The sequence below is a fragment of the Bacillus sp. A01H genome (assembly GCF_045277205.1).
Taxonomy (GTDB): domain Bacteria; phylum Bacillota; class Bacilli; order Bacillales; family Bacillaceae_G; genus Bacillus_A; species Bacillus_A paranthracis.
In genome coordinates this window covers 4029275-4047010 of record NZ_CP117702.1, presented here as the reverse complement: position 1 = coordinate 4047010, position 17736 = coordinate 4029275, and the positions used below count along the sequence as shown (strand labels likewise).

23 protein-coding genes and 1 pseudogene are annotated in these 17736 nt (G+C 36.2%); 21 read left to right on the top strand and 3 right to left on the bottom strand.

The window, feature by feature from the left end:
• Window positions 1-46 precede the first annotated feature (46 nt).
• From dacF to PSR14_RS21280, 14 genes are all read left to right on the top strand, one after another.
• Entirely contained in the window at window positions 47-1237 is a 1191-nt protein-coding gene (dacF, locus tag PSR14_RS21345; protein WP_000831986.1) for a serine-type D-Ala-D-Ala carboxypeptidase DacF, read from the top strand.
• A gap of 170 nt (window positions 1238-1407) precedes the next feature.
• Window positions 1408-1758, top strand: coding sequence for an anti-sigma F factor antagonist (spoIIAA, locus tag PSR14_RS21340; protein WP_000059133.1), 351 nt, complete (start codon window positions 1408-1410; stop codon window positions 1756-1758).
• The gene (gene spoIIAB, locus PSR14_RS21335) at window positions 1759-2199 is read left to right on the top strand and encodes an anti-sigma F factor (protein WP_001243400.1); all 441 of its coding nucleotides are present in this window, start codon (window positions 1759-1761) and stop codon (window positions 2197-2199) included.
• 12 nt (window positions 2200-2211) lie between these two features.
• A complete protein-coding gene (sigF, locus tag PSR14_RS21330; protein ID WP_000350729.1) occupies window positions 2212-2970 on the top strand; it encodes an RNA polymerase sporulation sigma factor SigF in 759 nt (252 codons plus the stop codon).
• Between the two features lie 137 nt (window positions 2971-3107).
• On the top strand, window positions 3108-4634 hold the full coding sequence (locus PSR14_RS21325) for a sodium-dependent transporter (protein WP_000450064.1): 1527 nt from the start codon (window positions 3108-3110) through the stop codon (window positions 4632-4634).
• Complete coding sequence (locus tag PSR14_RS21320) at window positions 4634-4732, top strand: methionine/alanine import family NSS transporter small subunit (RefSeq protein WP_000016826.1); 99 nt, start codon at window positions 4634-4636, stop codon at window positions 4730-4732. The genes PSR14_RS21325 and PSR14_RS21320 overlap by 1 nt, the downstream gene beginning before the upstream one ends.
• A gap of 116 nt (window positions 4733-4848) precedes the next feature.
• Window positions 4849-5469: a stage V sporulation protein SpoVAA gene (gene spoVAA, locus PSR14_RS21315; RefSeq protein WP_000438355.1), complete on the top strand. Its 621-nt coding sequence runs from the start codon at window positions 4849-4851 to the stop codon at window positions 5467-5469.
• The gene (gene spoVAB, locus PSR14_RS21310; protein ID WP_000572932.1) at window positions 5462-5878 is read left to right on the top strand and encodes a stage V sporulation protein SpoVAB; all 417 of its coding nucleotides are present in this window, start codon (window positions 5462-5464) and stop codon (window positions 5876-5878) included. Before spoVAA ends, spoVAB begins: the two co-directional genes overlap by 8 nt.
• A gap of 14 nt (window positions 5879-5892) precedes the next feature.
• Window positions 5893-6351, top strand: a complete 459-nt coding sequence (spoVAC, locus tag PSR14_RS21305) for a stage V sporulation protein AC (protein WP_000147735.1) — start codon at window positions 5893-5895, stop codon at window positions 6349-6351.
• A 13-nt stretch (window positions 6352-6364) separates the two neighbouring features.
• Window positions 6365-7381, top strand: coding sequence for a stage V sporulation protein AD (gene spoVAD / locus PSR14_RS21300; RefSeq protein WP_001241148.1), 1017 nt, complete (start codon window positions 6365-6367; stop codon window positions 7379-7381).
• Window positions 7382-7384: 3 nt separating this feature from the next.
• Window positions 7385-7735 carry a stage V sporulation protein AE gene (spoVAE, locus tag PSR14_RS21295; protein ID WP_000384637.1) on the top strand — a complete coding sequence of 117 codons (351 nt, stop codon included), beginning with the start codon at window positions 7385-7387 and terminating at the stop codon, window positions 7733-7735.
• Between the two features lie 5 nt (window positions 7736-7740).
• Window positions 7741-8310: a stage V sporulation protein AE gene (locus PSR14_RS21290; protein ID WP_001254415.1), complete on the top strand. Its 570-nt coding sequence runs from the start codon at window positions 7741-7743 to the stop codon at window positions 8308-8310.
• Window positions 8297-9769, top strand: a complete 1473-nt coding sequence (spoVAF, locus tag PSR14_RS21285; RefSeq protein ID WP_000165580.1) for a spore germination protein SpoVAF — start codon at window positions 8297-8299, stop codon at window positions 9767-9769. The genes PSR14_RS21290 and spoVAF overlap by 14 nt, the downstream gene beginning before the upstream one ends.
• Window positions 9770-9865: 96 nt before the next feature.
• A complete protein-coding gene (locus tag PSR14_RS21280) occupies window positions 9866-10669 on the top strand; it encodes a Cof-type HAD-IIB family hydrolase (RefSeq protein WP_001998169.1) in 804 nt (267 codons plus the stop codon).
• Window positions 10670-10699: 30 nt separating this feature from the next.
• On the opposite strand, the gene PSR14_RS21275 is transcribed toward PSR14_RS21280, so the two are convergent.
• A complete protein-coding gene (locus PSR14_RS21275) occupies window positions 10700-11566 on the bottom strand; it encodes a DUF1002 domain-containing protein (RefSeq protein ID WP_000850502.1) in 867 nt (288 codons plus the stop codon).
• Window positions 11567-11753: 187 nt separating this feature from the next.
• On the opposite strand from PSR14_RS21275, the gene PSR14_RS21270 reads away from it, so the two are divergent.
• The 3 genes and pseudogenes from PSR14_RS21270 to ribT all read left to right on the top strand — a co-directional run bounded on the left by PSR14_RS21270 (window position 11754) and on the right by ribT (window position 13023).
• Window positions 11754-12191, top strand: a complete 438-nt coding sequence (locus PSR14_RS21270; RefSeq protein WP_000853792.1) for a peptidylprolyl isomerase — start codon at window positions 11754-11756, stop codon at window positions 12189-12191.
• Between the two features lie 213 nt (window positions 12192-12404).
• Window positions 12405-12586, top strand: a pseudogene (locus PSR14_RS21265) (hypothetical protein).
• 68 nt (window positions 12587-12654) lie between these two features.
• Entirely contained in the window at window positions 12655-13023 is a 369-nt protein-coding gene (gene ribT / locus PSR14_RS21260; protein ID WP_000908397.1) for a GNAT family N-acetyltransferase RibT, read from the top strand.
• A gap of 20 nt (window positions 13024-13043) precedes the next feature.
• Here the strand turns inward: ribT and PSR14_RS21255 are convergent, their stop codons facing one another.
• A complete protein-coding gene (locus PSR14_RS21255; protein ID WP_000283586.1) occupies window positions 13044-13562 on the bottom strand; it encodes a DUF309 domain-containing protein in 519 nt (172 codons plus the stop codon).
• Between the two features lie 98 nt (window positions 13563-13660).
• Window positions 13661-13756: a YjcZ family sporulation protein gene (locus PSR14_RS21250; RefSeq protein WP_000510194.1), complete on the bottom strand. Its 96-nt coding sequence runs from the start codon at window positions 13754-13756 to the stop codon at window positions 13661-13663.
• Window positions 13757-13925: 169 nt separating this feature from the next.
• Between PSR14_RS21250 and scpA the strand changes: the two genes are divergently transcribed.
• From scpA to nagA, 4 genes are all read left to right on the top strand, one after another.
• Window positions 13926-14669: a segregation/condensation protein A gene (gene scpA / locus PSR14_RS21245; RefSeq protein ID WP_001199760.1), complete on the top strand. Its 744-nt coding sequence runs from the start codon at window positions 13926-13928 to the stop codon at window positions 14667-14669.
• Window positions 14670-14827: 158 nt separating this feature from the next.
• Entirely contained in the window at window positions 14828-15400 is a 573-nt protein-coding gene (scpB, locus tag PSR14_RS21240; protein WP_000376222.1) for a segregation/condensation protein ScpB, read from the top strand.
• A gap of 78 nt (window positions 15401-15478) precedes the next feature.
• Window positions 15479-16381: a ComEC/Rec2 family competence protein gene (locus PSR14_RS21235; protein WP_098487375.1), complete on the top strand. Its 903-nt coding sequence runs from the start codon at window positions 15479-15481 to the stop codon at window positions 16379-16381.
• A 208-nt stretch (window positions 16382-16589) separates the two neighbouring features.
• Window positions 16590-17732 carry an N-acetylglucosamine-6-phosphate deacetylase gene (gene nagA, locus PSR14_RS21230; RefSeq protein ID WP_001983978.1) on the top strand — a complete coding sequence of 381 codons (1143 nt, stop codon included), beginning with the start codon at window positions 16590-16592 and terminating at the stop codon, window positions 17730-17732.
• Window positions 17733-17736 lie beyond the last annotated feature (4 nt).

Here is a 17736-nt window from a genome sequence, read left to right as displayed (position 1 = left end):
CAGTGAATTGGAAAAAATAGGTTTGATATAGAATGGAGGGTTAGTCATGAAGCGAGTTTTTGGAATACTTGTTTGTTTCATGTTATTGCTTTCTGGTACTTCAGTTAGTTTCGCACAATCTGAGAAGACGAAGCAGGATAAAACAGAAGAAACAACGCCGAAGTTAGCAGAACAAGCGTCGTCAGCAATCGTAATTGAACAAGATACAGGTAAAGTTTTGTTTGATAAAAATCCAAATGAGAAATTACCGCCTGCTAGTATGACGAAGATTATGACAATGCTATTAATTATGGAACAAGTTGAAAAAGGAAAACTAAAACTGACCGATAAAGTGAGAGCAAGTGAGCATGCAGCTTCAATGGGTGGATCACAAATCTTTTTAGAGCCTGGAGAAGAGATGACCGTAAATGAAATGCTAAAGGGTATTGCAATTGCATCTGGAAATGATGCGTCTGTTGCAGTAGCAGAGCATATCGCTGGTTCAGAAGAAGGTTTTGTAAATATGATGAACAAAAAAGCGAAAGATTTAGGACTGAAAAATACTCATTTTCAAAATCCGACAGGTCTTCCGGCTAAAGATCATTATTCCACAGCAAATGATATGGCTATAATGGCGAAAGAATTGATGAAGTACCCACTTATTCGCAAATACACAGGAAAATACGAAGACTATTTACGTGAAGATACGGATAAGAAGTTTTGGCTCGTTAATACGAATAAGTTAGTGCGTTTTTATCCTGGAGTAGATGGTGTAAAAACGGGTTTTACGACAGAAGCAAAATATTGTTTAACAGCATCGGCTGAAAAGAATGGGATGCGTGTTATTTCAGTTGTTATGGGAGCACCTACATCGAAAGAACGGAACAATCAAGTAACGAAGCTTCTTGACTACGCATTTGGTCAATATATGACAAAGAAATTGTATACACGAGGCGAAAAAATTAAGACTGTCCAAGTAGGAAAAGGGAAAAAAGAAAAAGTAGATTTAGTTGCGTCAGATAATGTATCTCTTCTTATGAAGAAGGGCGAAAATATGGACAAGGTAAAGCAAGAAGTAATTGCTGAAAAGAAAGTGAAAGCGCCGATTAAAAAGGGCGATGCGCTTGGTACACTTGTTATAAAAAAAGATCAAGATGTTTTATTAAAACAAACAATTGTAGCAAAAGAAGATGTTGCTGCAGCGAGCTGGTGGGAGTTATTTAAAAGAAGTTTTGGGATGTTTTCAACATCAAAATAGCGGCAAACATTTTGCCGCTTTTCTATTCGTATGTAAGTAAATAATTGCTGAATGGTTTCACTTTATGGCGAAATAGTTCTTCTTTTGTCAGTAGGAAGGATTCTTATGTTGTATCACGAAAATCTTTATGTATGTAAATGAGTAAAGTTTGAGCATAAGGAGGAAATCGTGTGAGTCTTTCCATGCAATTAGAAGTAAAACGTGACGTCCTATGTGTGAGGCTAGCGGGTGAATTAGATCATCATACTGCTGAAGAGTTGCGAACGAAAGTAACAGATATGATTGAGACACATGGTGTTCATCATATTGTTTTGAGCCTAGAGAACTTATCGTTTATGGATAGTTCTGGTTTAGGTGTTATATTAGGCCGATATAAGCATGTAAAGGGATTAGGTGGAGAAATGGTTGTTTGTGCAATTTCACCGCCTGTTAAACGTTTATTTGAAATGTCGGGCTTATTTAAAATTGTTCGCTTAGAAGAAAGTGAAGCGCATGCGCTCGCGACGTTGGGGGTGGCATAAATGAGAAATGAAATGAACCTTCAATTTTCAGCGTTAAGTCAAAATGAATCGTTCGCTCGCGTTACAGTAGCTGCTTTCATTGCACAACTAGATCCTACGATGGAAGAACTTACAGAGATTAAAACAGTTGTGTCAGAAGCGGTTACGAATGCAATTATTCATGGGTACGAAGGAAATGCAGAAGGTGTTGTTTATATTTCTGTAATTTTGGAAGAAGCAATGGTGAAACTCACGATTCGAGATGAAGGGATTGGTATCTTTAATTTAGATGAAGCGAGACAACCCCTTTTTACAACTAAACCTGAATTAGAGCGTTCCGGAATGGGATTTACTATCATGGAAAATTTTATGGATGAAGTAGAAGTTATTTCAAACGAATCTTTCGGGACAACAATCCATTTGACAAAATACTTATCAAATAGTAACGCTCTATGCAATTAAGGAGAATAGCCTATGGACATAGAGGTCAAAAATGAGAAGAAGAAACCTCAGTTAAAGGACCACGAGCTAAAAGCGTTAATTCAAAAAAGTCAAGATGGAGATCAACAAGCAAGAGATACAATTGTTCAAAGTAATATGCGTCTCGTATGGTCGGTTGTGCAACGTTTTCTTAATCGCGGATACGAACCAGACGATTTGTTTCAAATTGGATGTATTGGACTCTTAAAATCGGTAGATAAATTTGATTTATCTTTCGACGTGAAATTTTCAACATATGCAGTTCCCATGATTATTGGCGAAATACAACGGTTTTTACGTGATGATGGATCAGTGAAAGTAAGTAGGTCTTTAAAAGAAACAGGAAACAAAATTCGAAAGATGAGAGATGAGCTTTCGAAAGAATTCGGAAGGGCTCCAACGATTAATGAAGTAGCTGAAGCGTTAGAACTAACGCCAGAGGAAGTGGTTCTGGCGCAAGAAGCAAGTCGTGCCCCTTCATCCATACATGAAACGGTGTATGAAAACGACGGAGATCCAATTACTATTTTAGATCAAATTGCAGATCAATCTGAAACGAAATGGTTTGATAAAATTGCTTTAAAAGAAGCAATTAGAGAATTAGATGAGAGAGAGCGTTTAATTGTATATTTACGCTATTATAAAGACCAAACTCAATCAGAAGTAGCAGAGCGAATAGGTATTTCGCAAGTGCAAGTTTCAAGACTTGAAAAGAAAATATTAAAACAGATGAAAGATCGAATAGATGAATAGTTATCTATTCGATCTTTTTTTATGACTTTAATAGGAGGAGATTGTAAACTTTCTTAAAAATTAACAGAATTTATTGATAATTTAGTAAATTTAAAATATAATCCAATTATGAACTTGTCACAAAGGGGGAAGGAAATATGGAAACGAGGCAACAATGGGGAACGAGGGCTGGATTCATTTTTGCAGCGGTCGGCTCTGCCGTTGGATTAGGAAACATATGGCGTTTTCCTTATACGGCGTATGAAAATGGGGGAGGCGCATTCTTTTTACCGTACTTATTCGCATTATTAACGACTGGTATTTCATTATTGGCGTTTGAATTTGCTCTTGGGCACCGTCACCGTGGTTCAGCACCACTTACGTTCTTCCGTATTCATCCGCGTGCTGAATTTATCGGTTGGTGGCAAATGTGTGTAACATTTATCGTTTCAACATATTATGCAGTAATTATTGCTTGGTCTATTTCATATACGTATTTTGCAATTACTGGCGCATGGGGGAAAGATACGGAATCATTTTTATTTAAAGAGTATTTACATGTTGCAGATAAACCGGGACAGTTTGGAGGGCTCGTACCGGAAGTATTAATTCCACTAGCTCTCGTTTGGATTATTGTGCTTGGTGTTGCTTTTAAAGGAGTTAAAAAAGGAATCGAAGTTGTGAACCGTATTTTCATCCCTTTACTAGTTGTTATGTTCCTTATTATCGTAGTTCGTGCAGTGACGATGGAAGGTGCAATGCAAGGATTAGATGCATTCTTTAAACCAGATTGGAGTCGTATTTTTGACGGAAAAGTATGGCTTGCTGCTTACGGTCAAATCTTCTTTAGCTTATCTTTAGCATTTGGAATTATGATTACGTATTCTAGTTATTTACCGAAAAACTCAGATACAACAAATAATGCCTTTATTACTGGATTTGCAAACTCAGGATTTGAATTATTAGCAGGGATTGGGGTCTTTGCGGCTCTTGGATTTATGGCAAATAATATGGGAGTACCAGTTGATAAAGTGGCAAGTGCTGGTGTAGGGCTTGCGTTCGTAGTATTCCCGCAAATTATTAATGAATTACCGATGTCACCTTTATTTGGCGTATTATTTTTCTTATCATTAACGGTTGCCGGAATTACATCCCTCATCTCGCTTGCGGAAGTATGTTTTGCTGCTGTATCTGAAAAGTTCAGCTTAAGTCGCCAAAAAACAATTGGAATTATGGGGACGCTTCTCGTACTCGTTTCTCTCGTTTTTGCGACACGTGGCGGGCTTATGTTCCTAGATGTTGTGGATTACTTCGCTAATAACTTCGGATTAATTACAATTGCTCTAGCGGAAGTAGTTACGATAGGACTCATTTTACGTCGTTTACCAGTTTATCAAAATCACGCAAACTTCGTATCTGATATTAAGTTAGGGACGTTTTGGAGAGTGAGTTTACTCGTTATTACTCCGCTTATGTTAGGGTACATGTTAATTGATGGTACAATCCAAAATATTAAAAAGAACTATGGAGGTTACCCAACGGAGTTTGTCGTAACATATGGTTGGTCAATTGCAGCAGCGTTCCTTATCATTGCGCTAATCATTAGTTTAAAGAAATGGAATGCACAAATACATTCAGATTCTGCTAAGCTTGAAAAAGAATGGAAAGATCGAGGTGTTTCATAATGAGTGGATCAGCGATTATGATGATGGTTATTGGAATAGTAGTCATTTGGGGAGGGCTCGCATTAAGCATTGCAAATTTATTTAAGAAAAAAGCATAAACTAAAAAACATCTGTACCGAAATGGTACAGATGTTTTTTTATGAAAAAATTGTATTAGAAAAAAATTGAATAACCATACTACAACTACGAGGAAGAGTGAAGAGGTGAATGGAAATTGGAACAAACAATTTATATTAAAATGCGTAATCGATTAAAAGTTTCTCCTACGTATGAAGTAAAGCTGGGAGATGTTGCTCAACTTGCCGGAGATGCTGCAGTAGTTCAGTCGTTACAGGATGAGGTAATTTATAAAATTACAGCGCGTGATAAAACGCATGTTGTAATTGATGTTATGAAAATAATTGAGATTATTAGGCGAAAAACCGCTCATATACAAATTAATTTACTCGGTTCTGGACAAACTCTTGTTGAAATTATATATGAAAAAAAGAAAGTACATCCGATTTTTTTCGGACTTGTATGGTTGTTACTTTTCATTGGAGCAGCTCTTGCCATCATATATTTTCATGAAGATGTAAGCATGCAACAAGTGCACCAACGGTTATATTACATGATTACGGGAGAATTTAAGGCGCAACCACTTTTATTTCAAATTCCTTATTCATTAGGTCTTGGGCTAGGCATGGTTTTATTTTTTAATCATGTATTTCAAAAGCGTATTAATGAAGAGCCGAGTCCGTTAGAAGTGGAGATGTTCCAATACCAGCAATCACTTGACCAATATGTAATTGTTCATGAAAACAAGGATAATATGAAACAACTTACCGATGATTGAGTCTGGATTCGTTATTTTAATTGCTTTAGCAGGAGGAATTGCTGTAGGTAGCGGATATGTTGCGTTTTTAGCTGTACTTGGTATAATCCCTCGTCTAGCTCAATTAACGAGAAGTGGAAAGCACATTCAATATTTTGAGTGGGCAGTTATTGCAGGTACGTTAACAGGAGCTTGGTGTAGTTTGAAAAACATTACATTTCAAACGTCGCAATATTGGCTTGTTATATTAGGAATATTTTGTGGTACATTCATTGGAATGCTCGCTGCCGCATTAACGGAAGTGTTAAATGTTCTACCTATTTTAGCGAAACGAGTAGGGGTAGAGGGGAAGATTGTTGTTTTACTCGTTGCTCTTGTACTTGGAAAAGTAATAGGCTCGTTGTTTCACTGGATTTATTTCGTAAAGTAGGAGGCAATATATAAATGACAGGGCGAAAACTAAAGGACGATTACGTAAATAAAGTGAAGGAATACCATCCGAAGCCAAATTATTTTATAAATTGTGTTAAGGCATTTTTTGTAGGTGGATTCATTTGTACAATCGGAGAAGTATTGATGAAATTTTATATACATTATTTTCATTTTAGTGAACAAGAGGCAGGGAATCCAACAGTCGCAACTCTTGTACTATTATCGGCGATTTTAACAGGTTGTGGTGTATATGATAAAATCGGTCAATTTGCTGGAGCAGGTTCGGCCGTACCTGTTACGGGATTTGCGAATTCTATGGCAAGTGCTGCGTTAGAGCATAAGAGTGAAGGAATTGTACTTGGGGTTGCTACAAACATGTTTAAGCTAGCGGGAAGTGTAATCGTTTTTGGTGTTGTCGGTGCGTACATTATTGGGTTAATAAGATATACTTTTAAAATTTTTATGTCTTAAAGGAGGGGCTAGTATGAGGTTGACAGGAAAACAAACGTGGGTATTTCAAAATGATATTTATGTGAATGCAACCGGTACTGCCGTCGGTCCAAAAGAAGCTGAAGGCCCTCTTGGAAAGGAATTTGATATTTCATATGATGATTTACATTGCGGAGAGGAAAACTGGGAGCTTGCGGAACGAAGATTAATGTCAGATTCTATTCAACAAGTCATGCAAAAAGCAAATGTAGAAACATCACAAATTGATTTCTTTTTAGCGGGTGACTTATTAAATCAAACAGTAACAGCAAATTACGTTGCGCGTAAGTGGGGAATTCCCTTTTTAGGCATGTTTAGTGCTTGTGCGACCTCGATGGAGACTTTAGCGGTCGGATCAGCCTTTATAGATGGCGGATTCGCAAATCGTGTTTTAGCGACGGTAAGTAGTCATAATGCAACAGCTGAAAGACAGTTTCGTTATCCAACAGAGTATGGGGGACAAAAACCAGGAACAGCAAATTCCACTGTTACAGGTGCGGGATCCATATTAATTAGTAAAGAAAAAAGTGCCATTAAAATCAAGGCGGCTACGATTGGAAAAGTGCAAGATTTAGGAATTGCGAACCCTTTAGATATGGGATCGGCGATGGCACCTGCTGCAGCTCATACAATTCAGCAACATTTTGAGGATTTGAAGAGAAGTGCAGCCGATTACGATTTGATTGTTACCGGTGATTTATCAGCTATTGGGACACCAATTGCGAAACAACTGTTACTGGAAGAAGGTTATGATATTGGGCATATATATAACGATTGCGGATTAATGATTTATGATCCCGGTCAAGAAGAAGTATTTGCTGGTGGTAGTGGTTGTGCTTGTTCAGCTGTTGTCACATATGGTCATTTATTAAGCGAGATGCAAAAAGGGAATTTACAACGAATTTTTGTCGTTGCTACTGGTGCGTTATTAAGCCCGATGATGATGCAGCAAAAAGAAACAATTCCAACAATTGCACATGGTGTCGTATTTGAGAGAGTGAAGGGAGAGTGAATTGTGGATTATATATATGCATTTCTTGTAGGAGGCGCTATTTGTGTAGTTGGGCAAGTATTGTTAGATTTCGCAAAGTTAACACCAGCCCATTTAATGGCTACCTTTGTAGTGATAGGAGCAGTTTTAGATGGATTCGGATTGTACGATAAGCTTATAAAGTTTGCTGGTGCTGGGGCGACAGTTCCTATTACAAGTTTTGGACATTCCCTATTACACGGGGCAATGCATGCTGCAGAGAAACACGGATATATAGGGATTGGTATGGGTATGTTTAGTTTAACGTCTGCAGGTATTTCAGCAGCAATATTATTTTCATTTTTTGTAGCACTTATATGTAAACCGAAAGGATAAATCAAATGAGACGAAGGGTTGTTTTGGTCACAGATGGAGATGAATATGCAAAGCGAACAATTGAGCTTTTAACGAAGGAATTTGGGGGAAGGTGTATTTCAGCATCACAAAGTAATCCAACCAAATTGACAGGGAAGAAAGTTGTTGAGCTTATTATGCAAACGCCATATGACCCTGTATTTGTCATGTTTGATGACAGTGGATTTATTGGAGAAGGATCTGGTGAAAAAGCTTTAAAATATGTAGCCACGCATAAACAAATTGATGTACTTGGGATTTTGGCAGTAGCGTCTAATACACACCATTGGGAATGGGCACGTGTAGATGTAAGTGTAGATCGGAACGGGAATTTAACGGAATATGGTGTTGATAAATTTGGACTTCCAGATGGTGAAATTGGCAGAATTAGCGGAGATACAATTTATTGTTTAGATGATTTGAATGTTCCCGTCATTGTTGGTGTGGGTGATATTGGTAAGATGTGTGGAAACGATGAATGGGAGAGAGGCTCACCAATTACGAAAAAAGCAATTCAGTTAATTTTGGAAAGGAGTGGATTTTATGACGAAGCCTAAAAAAATAGATATTCCGATTTCAACTTTCATAAGTGACAATGAAAATTATTTAAAACAAACGGCTGGATTAGGCGTCACATTTGATGTTGGTATTCGTAAATTTCAAATTTTGAATAAAGAAATTGCAGTGTTATTCGTAAATGGACTTTGTGATACAAATTATATTATTCCTATTTTAGAAGAAGCTGTGGATACGAATGAAATAAGGGATGTTGAAGAAGATACTGTAAAGCTTTTAGAGAATCGTTTAATTCATCAGCAAGTAAGTAAAGTGAAAACGATGGATGAAGTAATGCTTCAAGCGTTATCAGGGCTTATTGTTATATTTGTGGAAGGCGAAACAGAAGCGTTCGTGATAGATGTTCGTAGCTATCCAGGACGAACACCGACAGAGCCAGATACTGAAAAAGTAGTACGCGGTGCGAGGGATGGATTTGTTGAAAATATCGTTGTAAATACAGCGTTAATTCGTAGAAGAATTCGAGATCCACGTCTTCGAAATGAAATTATTCGAGTAGGGGATCGATCGCAAACGGATATTTGTATTACATATGTACAAGATGTTGCAAATCCAGATTTAGTAAAGATTATAAAACAAGAATTAAATAACATCGATATCGATGGCATTACGATGGCGGATAAAACAGTGGAAGAATTTGTTGTAAAGCAAAGCTATAATCCATTCCCGCTTATTCGATATACAGAAAGACCGGATGTAGCAGCAAATCATTTATTAGAAGGACATGTTCTAGTACTAGTTGATACATCACCGAGTGCTATGATTACGCCAACAACATATTTTCATCATTTACAGCATGCAGAAGAGTTTAGACAAAATCCAGCTGTCGGAACATTTTTACGTTGGGTACGCTTTTTAGGTGTTTTATTCTCCTTGTTTTTACTACCGTTTTGGTTAGTGTTTGTATTTGATCCAACTCTTTTACCAGAAAATCTTGCTTTTATTGGACCGACTAAGATGACACATTTACCAATTTTATTACAGGTGATAATGGCAGAAGTAGGACTTGAATTTTTAAGGATGGCAGCCATTCATACTCCAACGCCGTTATCGTCAGCAGCAGGATTAATTTCTGCCATATTAATTGGTCAAATAGCAATCGATGTAGGTTTGTTTGTACCAGAAGTTATTTTGTATGTAGCAGTTTCTATGATCGGTGCTTATGCAACACCGAGCTATGAATTAGGGCTAGGGAATAAGGTTGGAAAATTATTTGTTATTATTTTAACAGGTCTCTTCCATGAGATGGGCTTTGTAATTGGTATGACGATATTGATTTTATTTTTAACGTCTATAAAAAGTTTGCAAACCCCTTATTTATGGCCGTTTTTACCATTTGATTGGGGCGCATTAACAAAAATTCTACTCCGTCCGACGATGTCTAGTTTAAAAGTACGACCAAGTATTGTAAGACCTCAAAATGTAAAAAGACAAAAATAAACGGGATTATAAACCCGTTTATTTTTTTAGCAAAAATTTATTGTTTTTTAACAAAAATCAAACATTTTTTGTGTACACTTAGAGTAGATATTGTGTATGGAAGGGGAAGAGGACATGATTAAATTATTTGTAAGTGATTTAGACGACACGCTCGTTTACGATGTAAATCATATGCAAAAAGAAGATGAACGTGCAATTTGTTGGTTAGCTGAAAAAGGGACAAATATTTGTTTTGCCTCAGGCCGCTTTACTCATCGAATTGATGAAGTCGTAAATAGGTTTGAATTCCCATATTACACAACTGGCTTAAATGGAGCGACAATGTTACTTCCGGATGGGAATTTGTTTTATGAATCGAGTTTTGAAAATACGGTTGCCCAGGAAATATATCGATATATACATAAAAAAGGACTAGCGGATATTGTTTGTGCAAATGAGCAGCGATATACAAAAAGGAAGAATGAACATCACCATAATTTTGAAGCGTATATGGGCGTGCATATCGCTGAAATTGAAGCGTTAGAAGAGGAATTTGGTAAAACTGTACATCCTGCGAAATTGTTTGTTTTTGGGGAAGAAGAGACAATTGAAGCATTAGATCAAGAATTACGAGATACATTTCAGAATGAAGCGGAAGTTTTTATGTCTGGTAAACGCTATGTTGACATTATGCCAAGGGGAGTAAGTAAAGGGAGTGCTTTAAGACGACTAATGGAACATTTGCAAATTGAAGCAAATGAAGTTGCATGCATTGGAGATTCTTTCAATGATATTTCTATGTTTGAAGTAACCCCGCATTCATTTACTCTGCACCATGCTCATCCATATGTGAAGGAGAAAGCGAATCATATTGTTCGTTCGGTTGAAGAAGCTATTATGAAATTGCCGTTACTTGTATAAAAAAGAAGCTCGCTACTAGCGAGCTTCTTTTTACTTGAATAACGATTTAACAAAATCAATGATACTTGAGAAGAAATCTTTCACTTTATCTAGGAAACTTTGCCCTTCTTCAGATCCTAAAAAGGCAGAAACGTGTTCTTTTGCTTTATTTAACTGACTGCCAACTTGATTCCAATCAATGTTAAGATTTTTCATTTTATCAAATAGAGCAACTAAGTTATCTAACTGTTCATCCGTTAATGTAATACCAAGTTGATCCGCAATTTTTTTAATTAATGAACGTAAATCTTCAGTCGTTTTTGGCTGCTCTTTCGCAATTTCTTCTTTAATTTTCGCAACAAGTTGAACTGCTTTTTCTTCACCAATTTTATCGCCGAGCTGGGATGTTTGCACCATTTCTTCATTGGCTACTTTTTTTACTTCCTCAGGAATTGCTTTGTTTGATGTTGTCTCATAGGCTTTCATTAAACCAGTTAAAGCAGCAGTTCCAGAAACTTTAAATGGTGCAGTAATTTGAATTTCTGCATCTTTCACACCTGCTGTAATAAGTGCGTTTGTGTACATTGCATCTGTTATTGAATTAATGTTTTTTGAACGTACAATGAGACCAGAACCTGGCTTTGTGTATGTGATCATAGAAGAGGAAATTGCTCTCGTACCAATTTGCGCTTTTGGAACAATCCCTTCTAGAAATTTATGTTCTTCCGCATTAGACACAGTAATAATTGTAGCATCTTTTGGTGCTTTCATTTCTTTTAACAGATCTTGTTTTTGTTGTTCAGACAAGTTTTCTCCTAGTGTAACAATTGATTCTCCTTCGATGATGTCTGCAAACGAAGCTGTTGGCATAATAAATACTGCTACAGCTAATAGCAGAGCTAGTAATTTCGTTTTCACGAAAAATCGCTCCCTTTCTCTTTCTAAAATTTTCGGGCAACACAGTTATTATAGTATATATTTCTTATTTGTCACCTAGCTTTTTCCACATTTCAAAAAAGAAGTATGTAGATTGTCGGATTCTTTTTGTTTCTAGTCATGAATGTGGTAATATAGTGCTGAGATAGTTGAAAGGAGACATATACGTATGAAAACTTTAGGATACATAGTAATGGAAAATGGTGAAAAAATCGATTTGGAATTTTTCCCAGAAGAGGCACCAAAAACAGTAGAAAACTTTAAAAAACTAGCAGAGCAAGGATTTTATGATGGTGTGACATTCCACCGCGTTATTCCTGGCTTCGTAAGCCAAGGTGGAGACCCAACAGGAACGGGTGCGGGTGGCCCAGGTTACTCTATCCCATGTGAAACTGATGGAAATCCTCATAGACACCTTGTAGGATCACTTTCTATGGCTCATGCTGGCCGTAACACAGGCGGTAGCCAATTCTTTATCGTTCATGAGCCACAGCCACACTTAGATGGTGTACATACTGTATTCGGTAAAGTAACAAGCGGTATTGAAACAGTATTAAACATGCGTCAAGGTGATGTAATGAAAGAAGTTAAAGTTTGGGAAGAATAAGTGAATGAGAAAAGAGAGCTATTGCTCTCTTTTTTTAATAGGAATGGGTATTTCGTTTACGGTACATGATACAAGTAGTAATGTGATTGTAGTGAAAATAAGTCGCTTATGAGAACAAAATATTAACAAATTACATAGAATACATTAGATTCCACATTTCAATAAAAGTTGTTTATTACATTCATTTTGCTAGAATTCATCTGCTCTAAGGTGATGAATAGTGAAGTGATAATGAGCGGTGGATGTTTTTTTCACTTTCATATAACAGTGTTTCTTCTTTTATCTACTTAACAAAAATAGTAATGAAACGTATATTTGACTTTCTTCTTTTCGCTTTGTATGATTATCAAGTTGTTTTAAGCTCTTCTCACTCTGTTGAAAATATTGTAAAATGAATGTGATATGAAAAGAGTGATTGAGGGGATTTAATAGTTTGTAACTTTTGTAAGAAGGGATAAGGGTTATGTTAATTCGTTTTAAAAAAAGTTATGAAAAGATTGCAATGGGGCTTCTTTCATTTATGCCAACTGAAAAAGATGTGAAAACATTACAATTGACTATGAAAGATTATGAAGCAAAGGATGATTGGCAATTGTATTTGTGGAAACAAAACGAAGATTTTGTTGGGATAATGGGGATTGTAAAAAAAGAGAATCAAGTTTTGGAAATTCAGCATTTGAGTGTGAATCCATCTCACCGTCATATGGGTATTGGGACGAAGATGGTTCAAGAGTTAAAGAGTAAATTTCTTGAATTTACAATTTGCGGAAATGAGCAAACAGCAAGTTTTTGCAAAAAGTGTAAAGGGCTTGAACAAAATATACATTCGTGAAAGCAGAGATAAGTAGTTTATTATCTCTGCTTTCTTTTTTGTAATTGTTCGTTTCGTTCAGCGATGACTTCTGTTCGATCACGTAATGTGTGCTTATGTATTATAAATTCATTAGAAGTAGCATTCACGTCTTTCCAAGGAAGGTTTTGTTTCTGACATAATTCTATGCAGTACTTTTCTAATGTTGTATCCGACAATGGTAAAAATAACGGTGTAAAACTTTCTTTTTTCTGGATAGATTGCAATTTATCTTTGAGTAAGAACAGAAGTTGTGCCTCATTTATTCCTAAACGAAGTAAATGTGCACTGTTTTTTTCTAAAATCGTTATGGCGCTTTTCATCATCTTCTCTGCGCCATTCCAGTTAGAGCGTCTGTGATGGTATAAAGAAACTGCAATTTGAATGAGGCCGACTAAATAATGATCCCGATTTCCTCTCGGTTTTGTTTTCCAATATTCTTCCAGTATTTCGTGGCATTCAAAATAATCATAATCTCCGTGAAAATGAATTAAAAACTGTATGTATTCCGTAGGATACATTTTCTTCGCCCCTATCTAACGGTTATAAGTATAAGTTTATCATAGAAATATGAACAATAAACGACTAGGGAATTTCTCCCTAGTCGTTATTGTTCATATTAGCAGAAGCAAGCTGCCCCTACAATAATGAGTAAAATAAACAATACAACAAGTAATGCGAATCCACCGCTAAAACCACAATCAACGTGACCCATAGTTTTTTGACCTCCTACATTGTTCTTACTACACTGTTATCATATGAAGTGGTGGGCATGATGCCATAGGCATAGGTCTATTTTTAATTAAATTTCTTAAAAAGGTTGGATAGAACATGAGTATGCTCTATACTTATGTTGTTATAGAAAAAATGTGGTGGGATGCTTTGTGCAGTATAATTTTAAAGTAGAGGCTTTTGAAGGGCCTTTAGATTTATTGTTACATTTAATACATCGTTATGAAATTGATATATATAATATTCCTGTAGCGGAAATTACAGAGCAATATTTATCTTATGTTCATACGATGAAAGAACTACAATTAGATGTTGCAAGTGAGTATTTAGTAATGGCTGCAACGTTATTACAAATTAAAAGTAAAATGTTGTTGCCGAAACATGAAGAAGATGTACTTGATAACGGTGATGACTTTATAGATGATCCTCGTCAAGAATTGATGGAGAGGTTAATTGAATATAAGAAATATAAGCAAGTTGCTACTGAACTAAAAGAAAGAGAACAAGAAAGAGCACAGCTATATACACGTCCGCCAATTGATTTTACATCGTTGCAACAAGAAGAGGAGACAAGCTTGCCTCTTGATGTTACGTTATATGATATGCTAGCGGCATTTCAAAAATTAATGCGCCGTAAAAAAGCAAAGAAACCTGTGACAACACGTATTACTCGTCAAGAAATACCAATTGAACAGCGTATGACGGATATTTTAAAGCTGTTAGAAATACAAGGTGGTCGTCAAAGTTTTTATGATTTGTTTGTTGATGATGAACGGGAAATAATGGTTGTAACATTTTTAGCGGTTCTTGAGCTTATGAAAAATCAACAAATCGTAATTGAACAAGAACATAATTTTGATGAAATTTTCGTATCAAGCTATACTAAATCTGCATAGAGTTAGTATGGAAAATGGGATAGAAATAGTATATCTCATGCTAGGTTTGAATGTATCGTTTGGAACAAGAGAAAAAATATTGAACCGAACGCATTGATTGTGATTCGGTTTTTTGATGTGTATTTTTATGGAGAAAATAGGAGGAAGGAGCTCGTAAGATGGATAGAACAGAACAGAAATCAATCATTGAAGGGCTTTTATTTGTTTCTGGTGATGAAGGGATTTCTCCTGAACAAATAGCAAAAGTCCTTGAAATTGAAGGAAACGAAGTAATCGATATTTTAGAAGAAATGCAAAAAGAATGTGAAGGTGCACACCGAGGTTTGCAAATTGTACAGTATGCAAAAGTATATCGTTTTGCTACAAAGAAAGAACATGCGTCGTACTATCAAAAACTAATAGATATCCCAACAGCTGCTTCACTCTCTCAGGCTGCGCTAGAAACGTTAGCAATTGTTGCATATCGTCAACCCATTACAAGAACTGAAATGGAAGAGATTAGAGGAGTAAAAACTGATAAGGCGTTACAAACGTTAGTATCACACTTACTTATAAAAGAAATGGGAAGAGCAGAAGGACCTGGGCGTCCGATTTTATATGGAACGACGAAAGAATTTTTAGACACATTTGGATTAAAAACATTAGATGATTTACCTCCGCTTTCTGAAGAAAACGAACAAATGAATGAAGCGGATTTATTCTTTGGTTCTTTACAAGAGATATCGAAATAAAAGCTTAGCATTTTGCTAAGCTTTTTTTGTATATCAATTATATACCGTGCCATACTAATTGAAAAAAGGAGACGAGTTATGAGAGGTATACGAAGTATTTTATTATTAGTTTCTGTTTTGTTATGCTTTTCTTTAAATAGTGTATCGGCAAAAAGGTATATGATGTCTATTCATACCGCGTCTCCTTTACATATGCAGCGGCAACATTTTGGTAAAATGAAAGTGAGTTTCTTAAAAGTTGGGCAAGGTGATGCAACACTTATTATATTGCCAAATGGACAAACGATGTTAATTGATGGAGGACCTTATGAAGCTGGTGAGGTTATCATCCAAAAGCTAATTGAAAAAGGAATTAACCATTTAGATGCTATCGTCAGTACTCATCCTGATATGGATCATATTGGAGGGCTCATTCCGATTGTAGAGCAAATGCCGGTATCACTTATATTAGATAGTGGAAAAACATATAGTTCTCTTACTTATCATACGTATCGAAATCATATAAAGAAAAGGGGAATCCCTTTCATTTCAGTAAAAGAGGGCCAATACATACCGCTAGATCCGCATGTTTCCATACAAGTATTAAACAATGGGAAGTCCAAAGATGAAAATAATGAATCTTCAATTGTATTAAAGGTTCGGTATGGTAAGGCAGATTTTTTACTAATGGGTGATGCTGATGTGCGGACGGAAACTGAAATATTAAAGCAATTTGATGTACATGCAGATGTGCTAAAGGTGGGACATCATGGCTCATATACTTCAACAAGTGAAAGGTTTATAAAGAAGGTAGAACCACAGTTCGCGATTCTTTCTTATGGTAGCAAAAATCCGTATGGGCATCCGCATCAAAGTGTAGTGAGACGATTAAAACGGCGTGGTATAATGATGTATGGAACAAATAGACGTACGGTAGAAATGGAAACAGACGGCGAACATATTACAATAGGGTCTAGCGGATTAATGCCATTACTTAAGTGATTCATACGTTAGATGATATAGTTCCTTTTTGGAAAAAATGAATAACATATATTATAATTGCGAGAGACGTACTAAGCTTCCTTTTTGTTAAGCAAAGAGGAAATTTCATTAGAATGTATAGACAACTACTCGTGCATATATTAAGATGGAATTAGGCGAATAAGGTAATAATAACAAGTAGGTATTTCATGGGAAAGGATCGATGAAAATGAAAACGCAAGTTGTCATCAATGCCAAAATTTATACAGGTCAAGAAGTAGTAGAAAACGGATTTATTCGTTACGCAGAAACAATTAAAGAAATTGGTTTGATGGCTCAATATGTATCACAAGAAAATGAAACTGTTTTAGATGCGGCAGGGAAAATTGTGATTCCAGGTATGATTGATGTTCATATTCATGGTGGATACGATATTGATGCGATGGATGCAAATAGCGATGGGTTAGTAACTCTAGGGAAAGAAATGTTAAAAGAAGGAGTTACAACTTACTTCCCAACAACAATGACACAAGCTCCAGAAGCAATTGAAGCAGCACTACATGCTGCGAAGGAAGCGAAAGAAAAAGGAGCGCATTTCGAATATATTCACTTAGAAGGACCGTATGTTTCAAAAAAACGTGCAGGTGCACAACCACTTGAACATATTGTTCCTGCGAATATTGAACAATTTAAACAATGGCAGGAAGCAAGCGGAAATTTAATTAAATTAGTAACATACGCACCTGAAGAAGAAGGAGCGTTAGAGTTTGAGCAGTATCTTGCTGAAACTGGTGTTGTCGGCACAATGGGGCATACAGATGCAATTGATGCGCAACTAAAAAATAGAAACATTACACATGCAACGCATTTATACAATCAAATGCGTGGATTACATCACCGTGAACCAGGAGTTGTTGGTCATGTGTTATTAAATCCAGATGTAATGGTTGAAGTAATTACAGATGGTATTCACATTCACCCAGATATGGTGAAATTAGCATATAAATTAAAAGGACCGAAAAAAGTAAGTGTTATTACTGACGCAATGCGTGCAAAAGGTCTTGAAGATGGATTATATGAGCTTGGCGGACAGCCAGTACATGTAAAAGATGGTAGTGCTCGATTAGAAGATGGAACGTTAGCTGGTAGTATTCTAAAAATGGATCAAGCTTTCCGAAATGTAATTGAATTTACAGGTTGTTCAATCGAAGATGCAGTACTAATGACATCAGTGAACCAAGCAGAAGAGTTTGGATTAAATAATAAAGGTGCATTAGCGGTAGGAAAAGATGCAGACTTTGTTGTGATGAATGAAGATTTACATGTATATGATACGGTTCGTTTAGGAATTCATATGAAGGAAGGGAAGTAATGAA

Excerpts from the sequence above, each read along its gene's own strand:
- dacF (WP_000831986.1), top strand. The coding sequence starts at position 47 with ATGAAGCGAGTTTTTGGAATACTTGTTTGTTTCATGTTATTGCTTTCT.
- PSR14_RS21325 (WP_000450064.1), top strand. The coding sequence starts at position 3,108 with ATGGAAACGAGGCAACAATGGGGAACGAGGGCTGGATTCATTTTTGCA.
- spoIIAB (WP_001243400.1), top strand. The coding sequence starts at position 1,759 with ATGAGAAATGAAATGAACCTTCAATTTTCAGCGTTAAGTCAAAATGAA.
- PSR14_RS21255 (WP_000283586.1), bottom strand. The coding sequence starts at position 13,562 with ATGTATCCTACGGAATACATACAGTTTTTAATTCATTTTCACGGAGAT.
- spoVAB (WP_000572932.1), top strand. The coding sequence starts at position 5,462 with ATGATTGAGTCTGGATTCGTTATTTTAATTGCTTTAGCAGGAGGAATT.
- PSR14_RS21250 (WP_000510194.1), bottom strand. The coding sequence starts at position 13,756 with ATGGGTCACGTTGATTGTGGTTTTAGCGGTGGATTCGCATTACTTGTT.
- spoVAC (WP_000147735.1), top strand. The coding sequence starts at position 5,893 with ATGACAGGGCGAAAACTAAAGGACGATTACGTAAATAAAGTGAAGGAA.
- PSR14_RS21280 (WP_001998169.1), top strand. The coding sequence starts at position 9,866 with ATGGAAGGGGAAGAGGACATGATTAAATTATTTGTAAGTGATTTAGAC.
- PSR14_RS21320 (WP_000016826.1), top strand. The coding sequence starts at position 4,634 with ATGAGTGGATCAGCGATTATGATGATGGTTATTGGAATAGTAGTCATT.
- PSR14_RS21270 (WP_000853792.1), top strand. The coding sequence starts at position 11,754 with ATGAAAACTTTAGGATACATAGTAATGGAAAATGGTGAAAAAATCGAT.
- nagA (WP_001983978.1), top strand. The coding sequence starts at position 16,590 with ATGAAAACGCAAGTTGTCATCAATGCCAAAATTTATACAGGTCAAGAA.
- spoVAF (WP_000165580.1), top strand. The coding sequence starts at position 8,297 with ATGACGAAGCCTAAAAAAATAGATATTCCGATTTCAACTTTCATAAGT.
- sigF (WP_000350729.1), top strand. The coding sequence starts at position 2,212 with ATGGACATAGAGGTCAAAAATGAGAAGAAGAAACCTCAGTTAAAGGAC.
- spoVAD (WP_001241148.1), top strand. The coding sequence starts at position 6,365 with ATGAGGTTGACAGGAAAACAAACGTGGGTATTTCAAAATGATATTTAT.
- scpB (WP_000376222.1), top strand. The coding sequence starts at position 14,828 with ATGGATAGAACAGAACAGAAATCAATCATTGAAGGGCTTTTATTTGTT.
- ribT (WP_000908397.1), top strand. The coding sequence starts at position 12,655 with ATGTTAATTCGTTTTAAAAAAAGTTATGAAAAGATTGCAATGGGGCTT.
- PSR14_RS21290 (WP_001254415.1), top strand. The coding sequence starts at position 7,741 with ATGAGACGAAGGGTTGTTTTGGTCACAGATGGAGATGAATATGCAAAG.
- PSR14_RS21235 (WP_098487375.1), top strand. The coding sequence starts at position 15,479 with ATGAGAGGTATACGAAGTATTTTATTATTAGTTTCTGTTTTGTTATGC.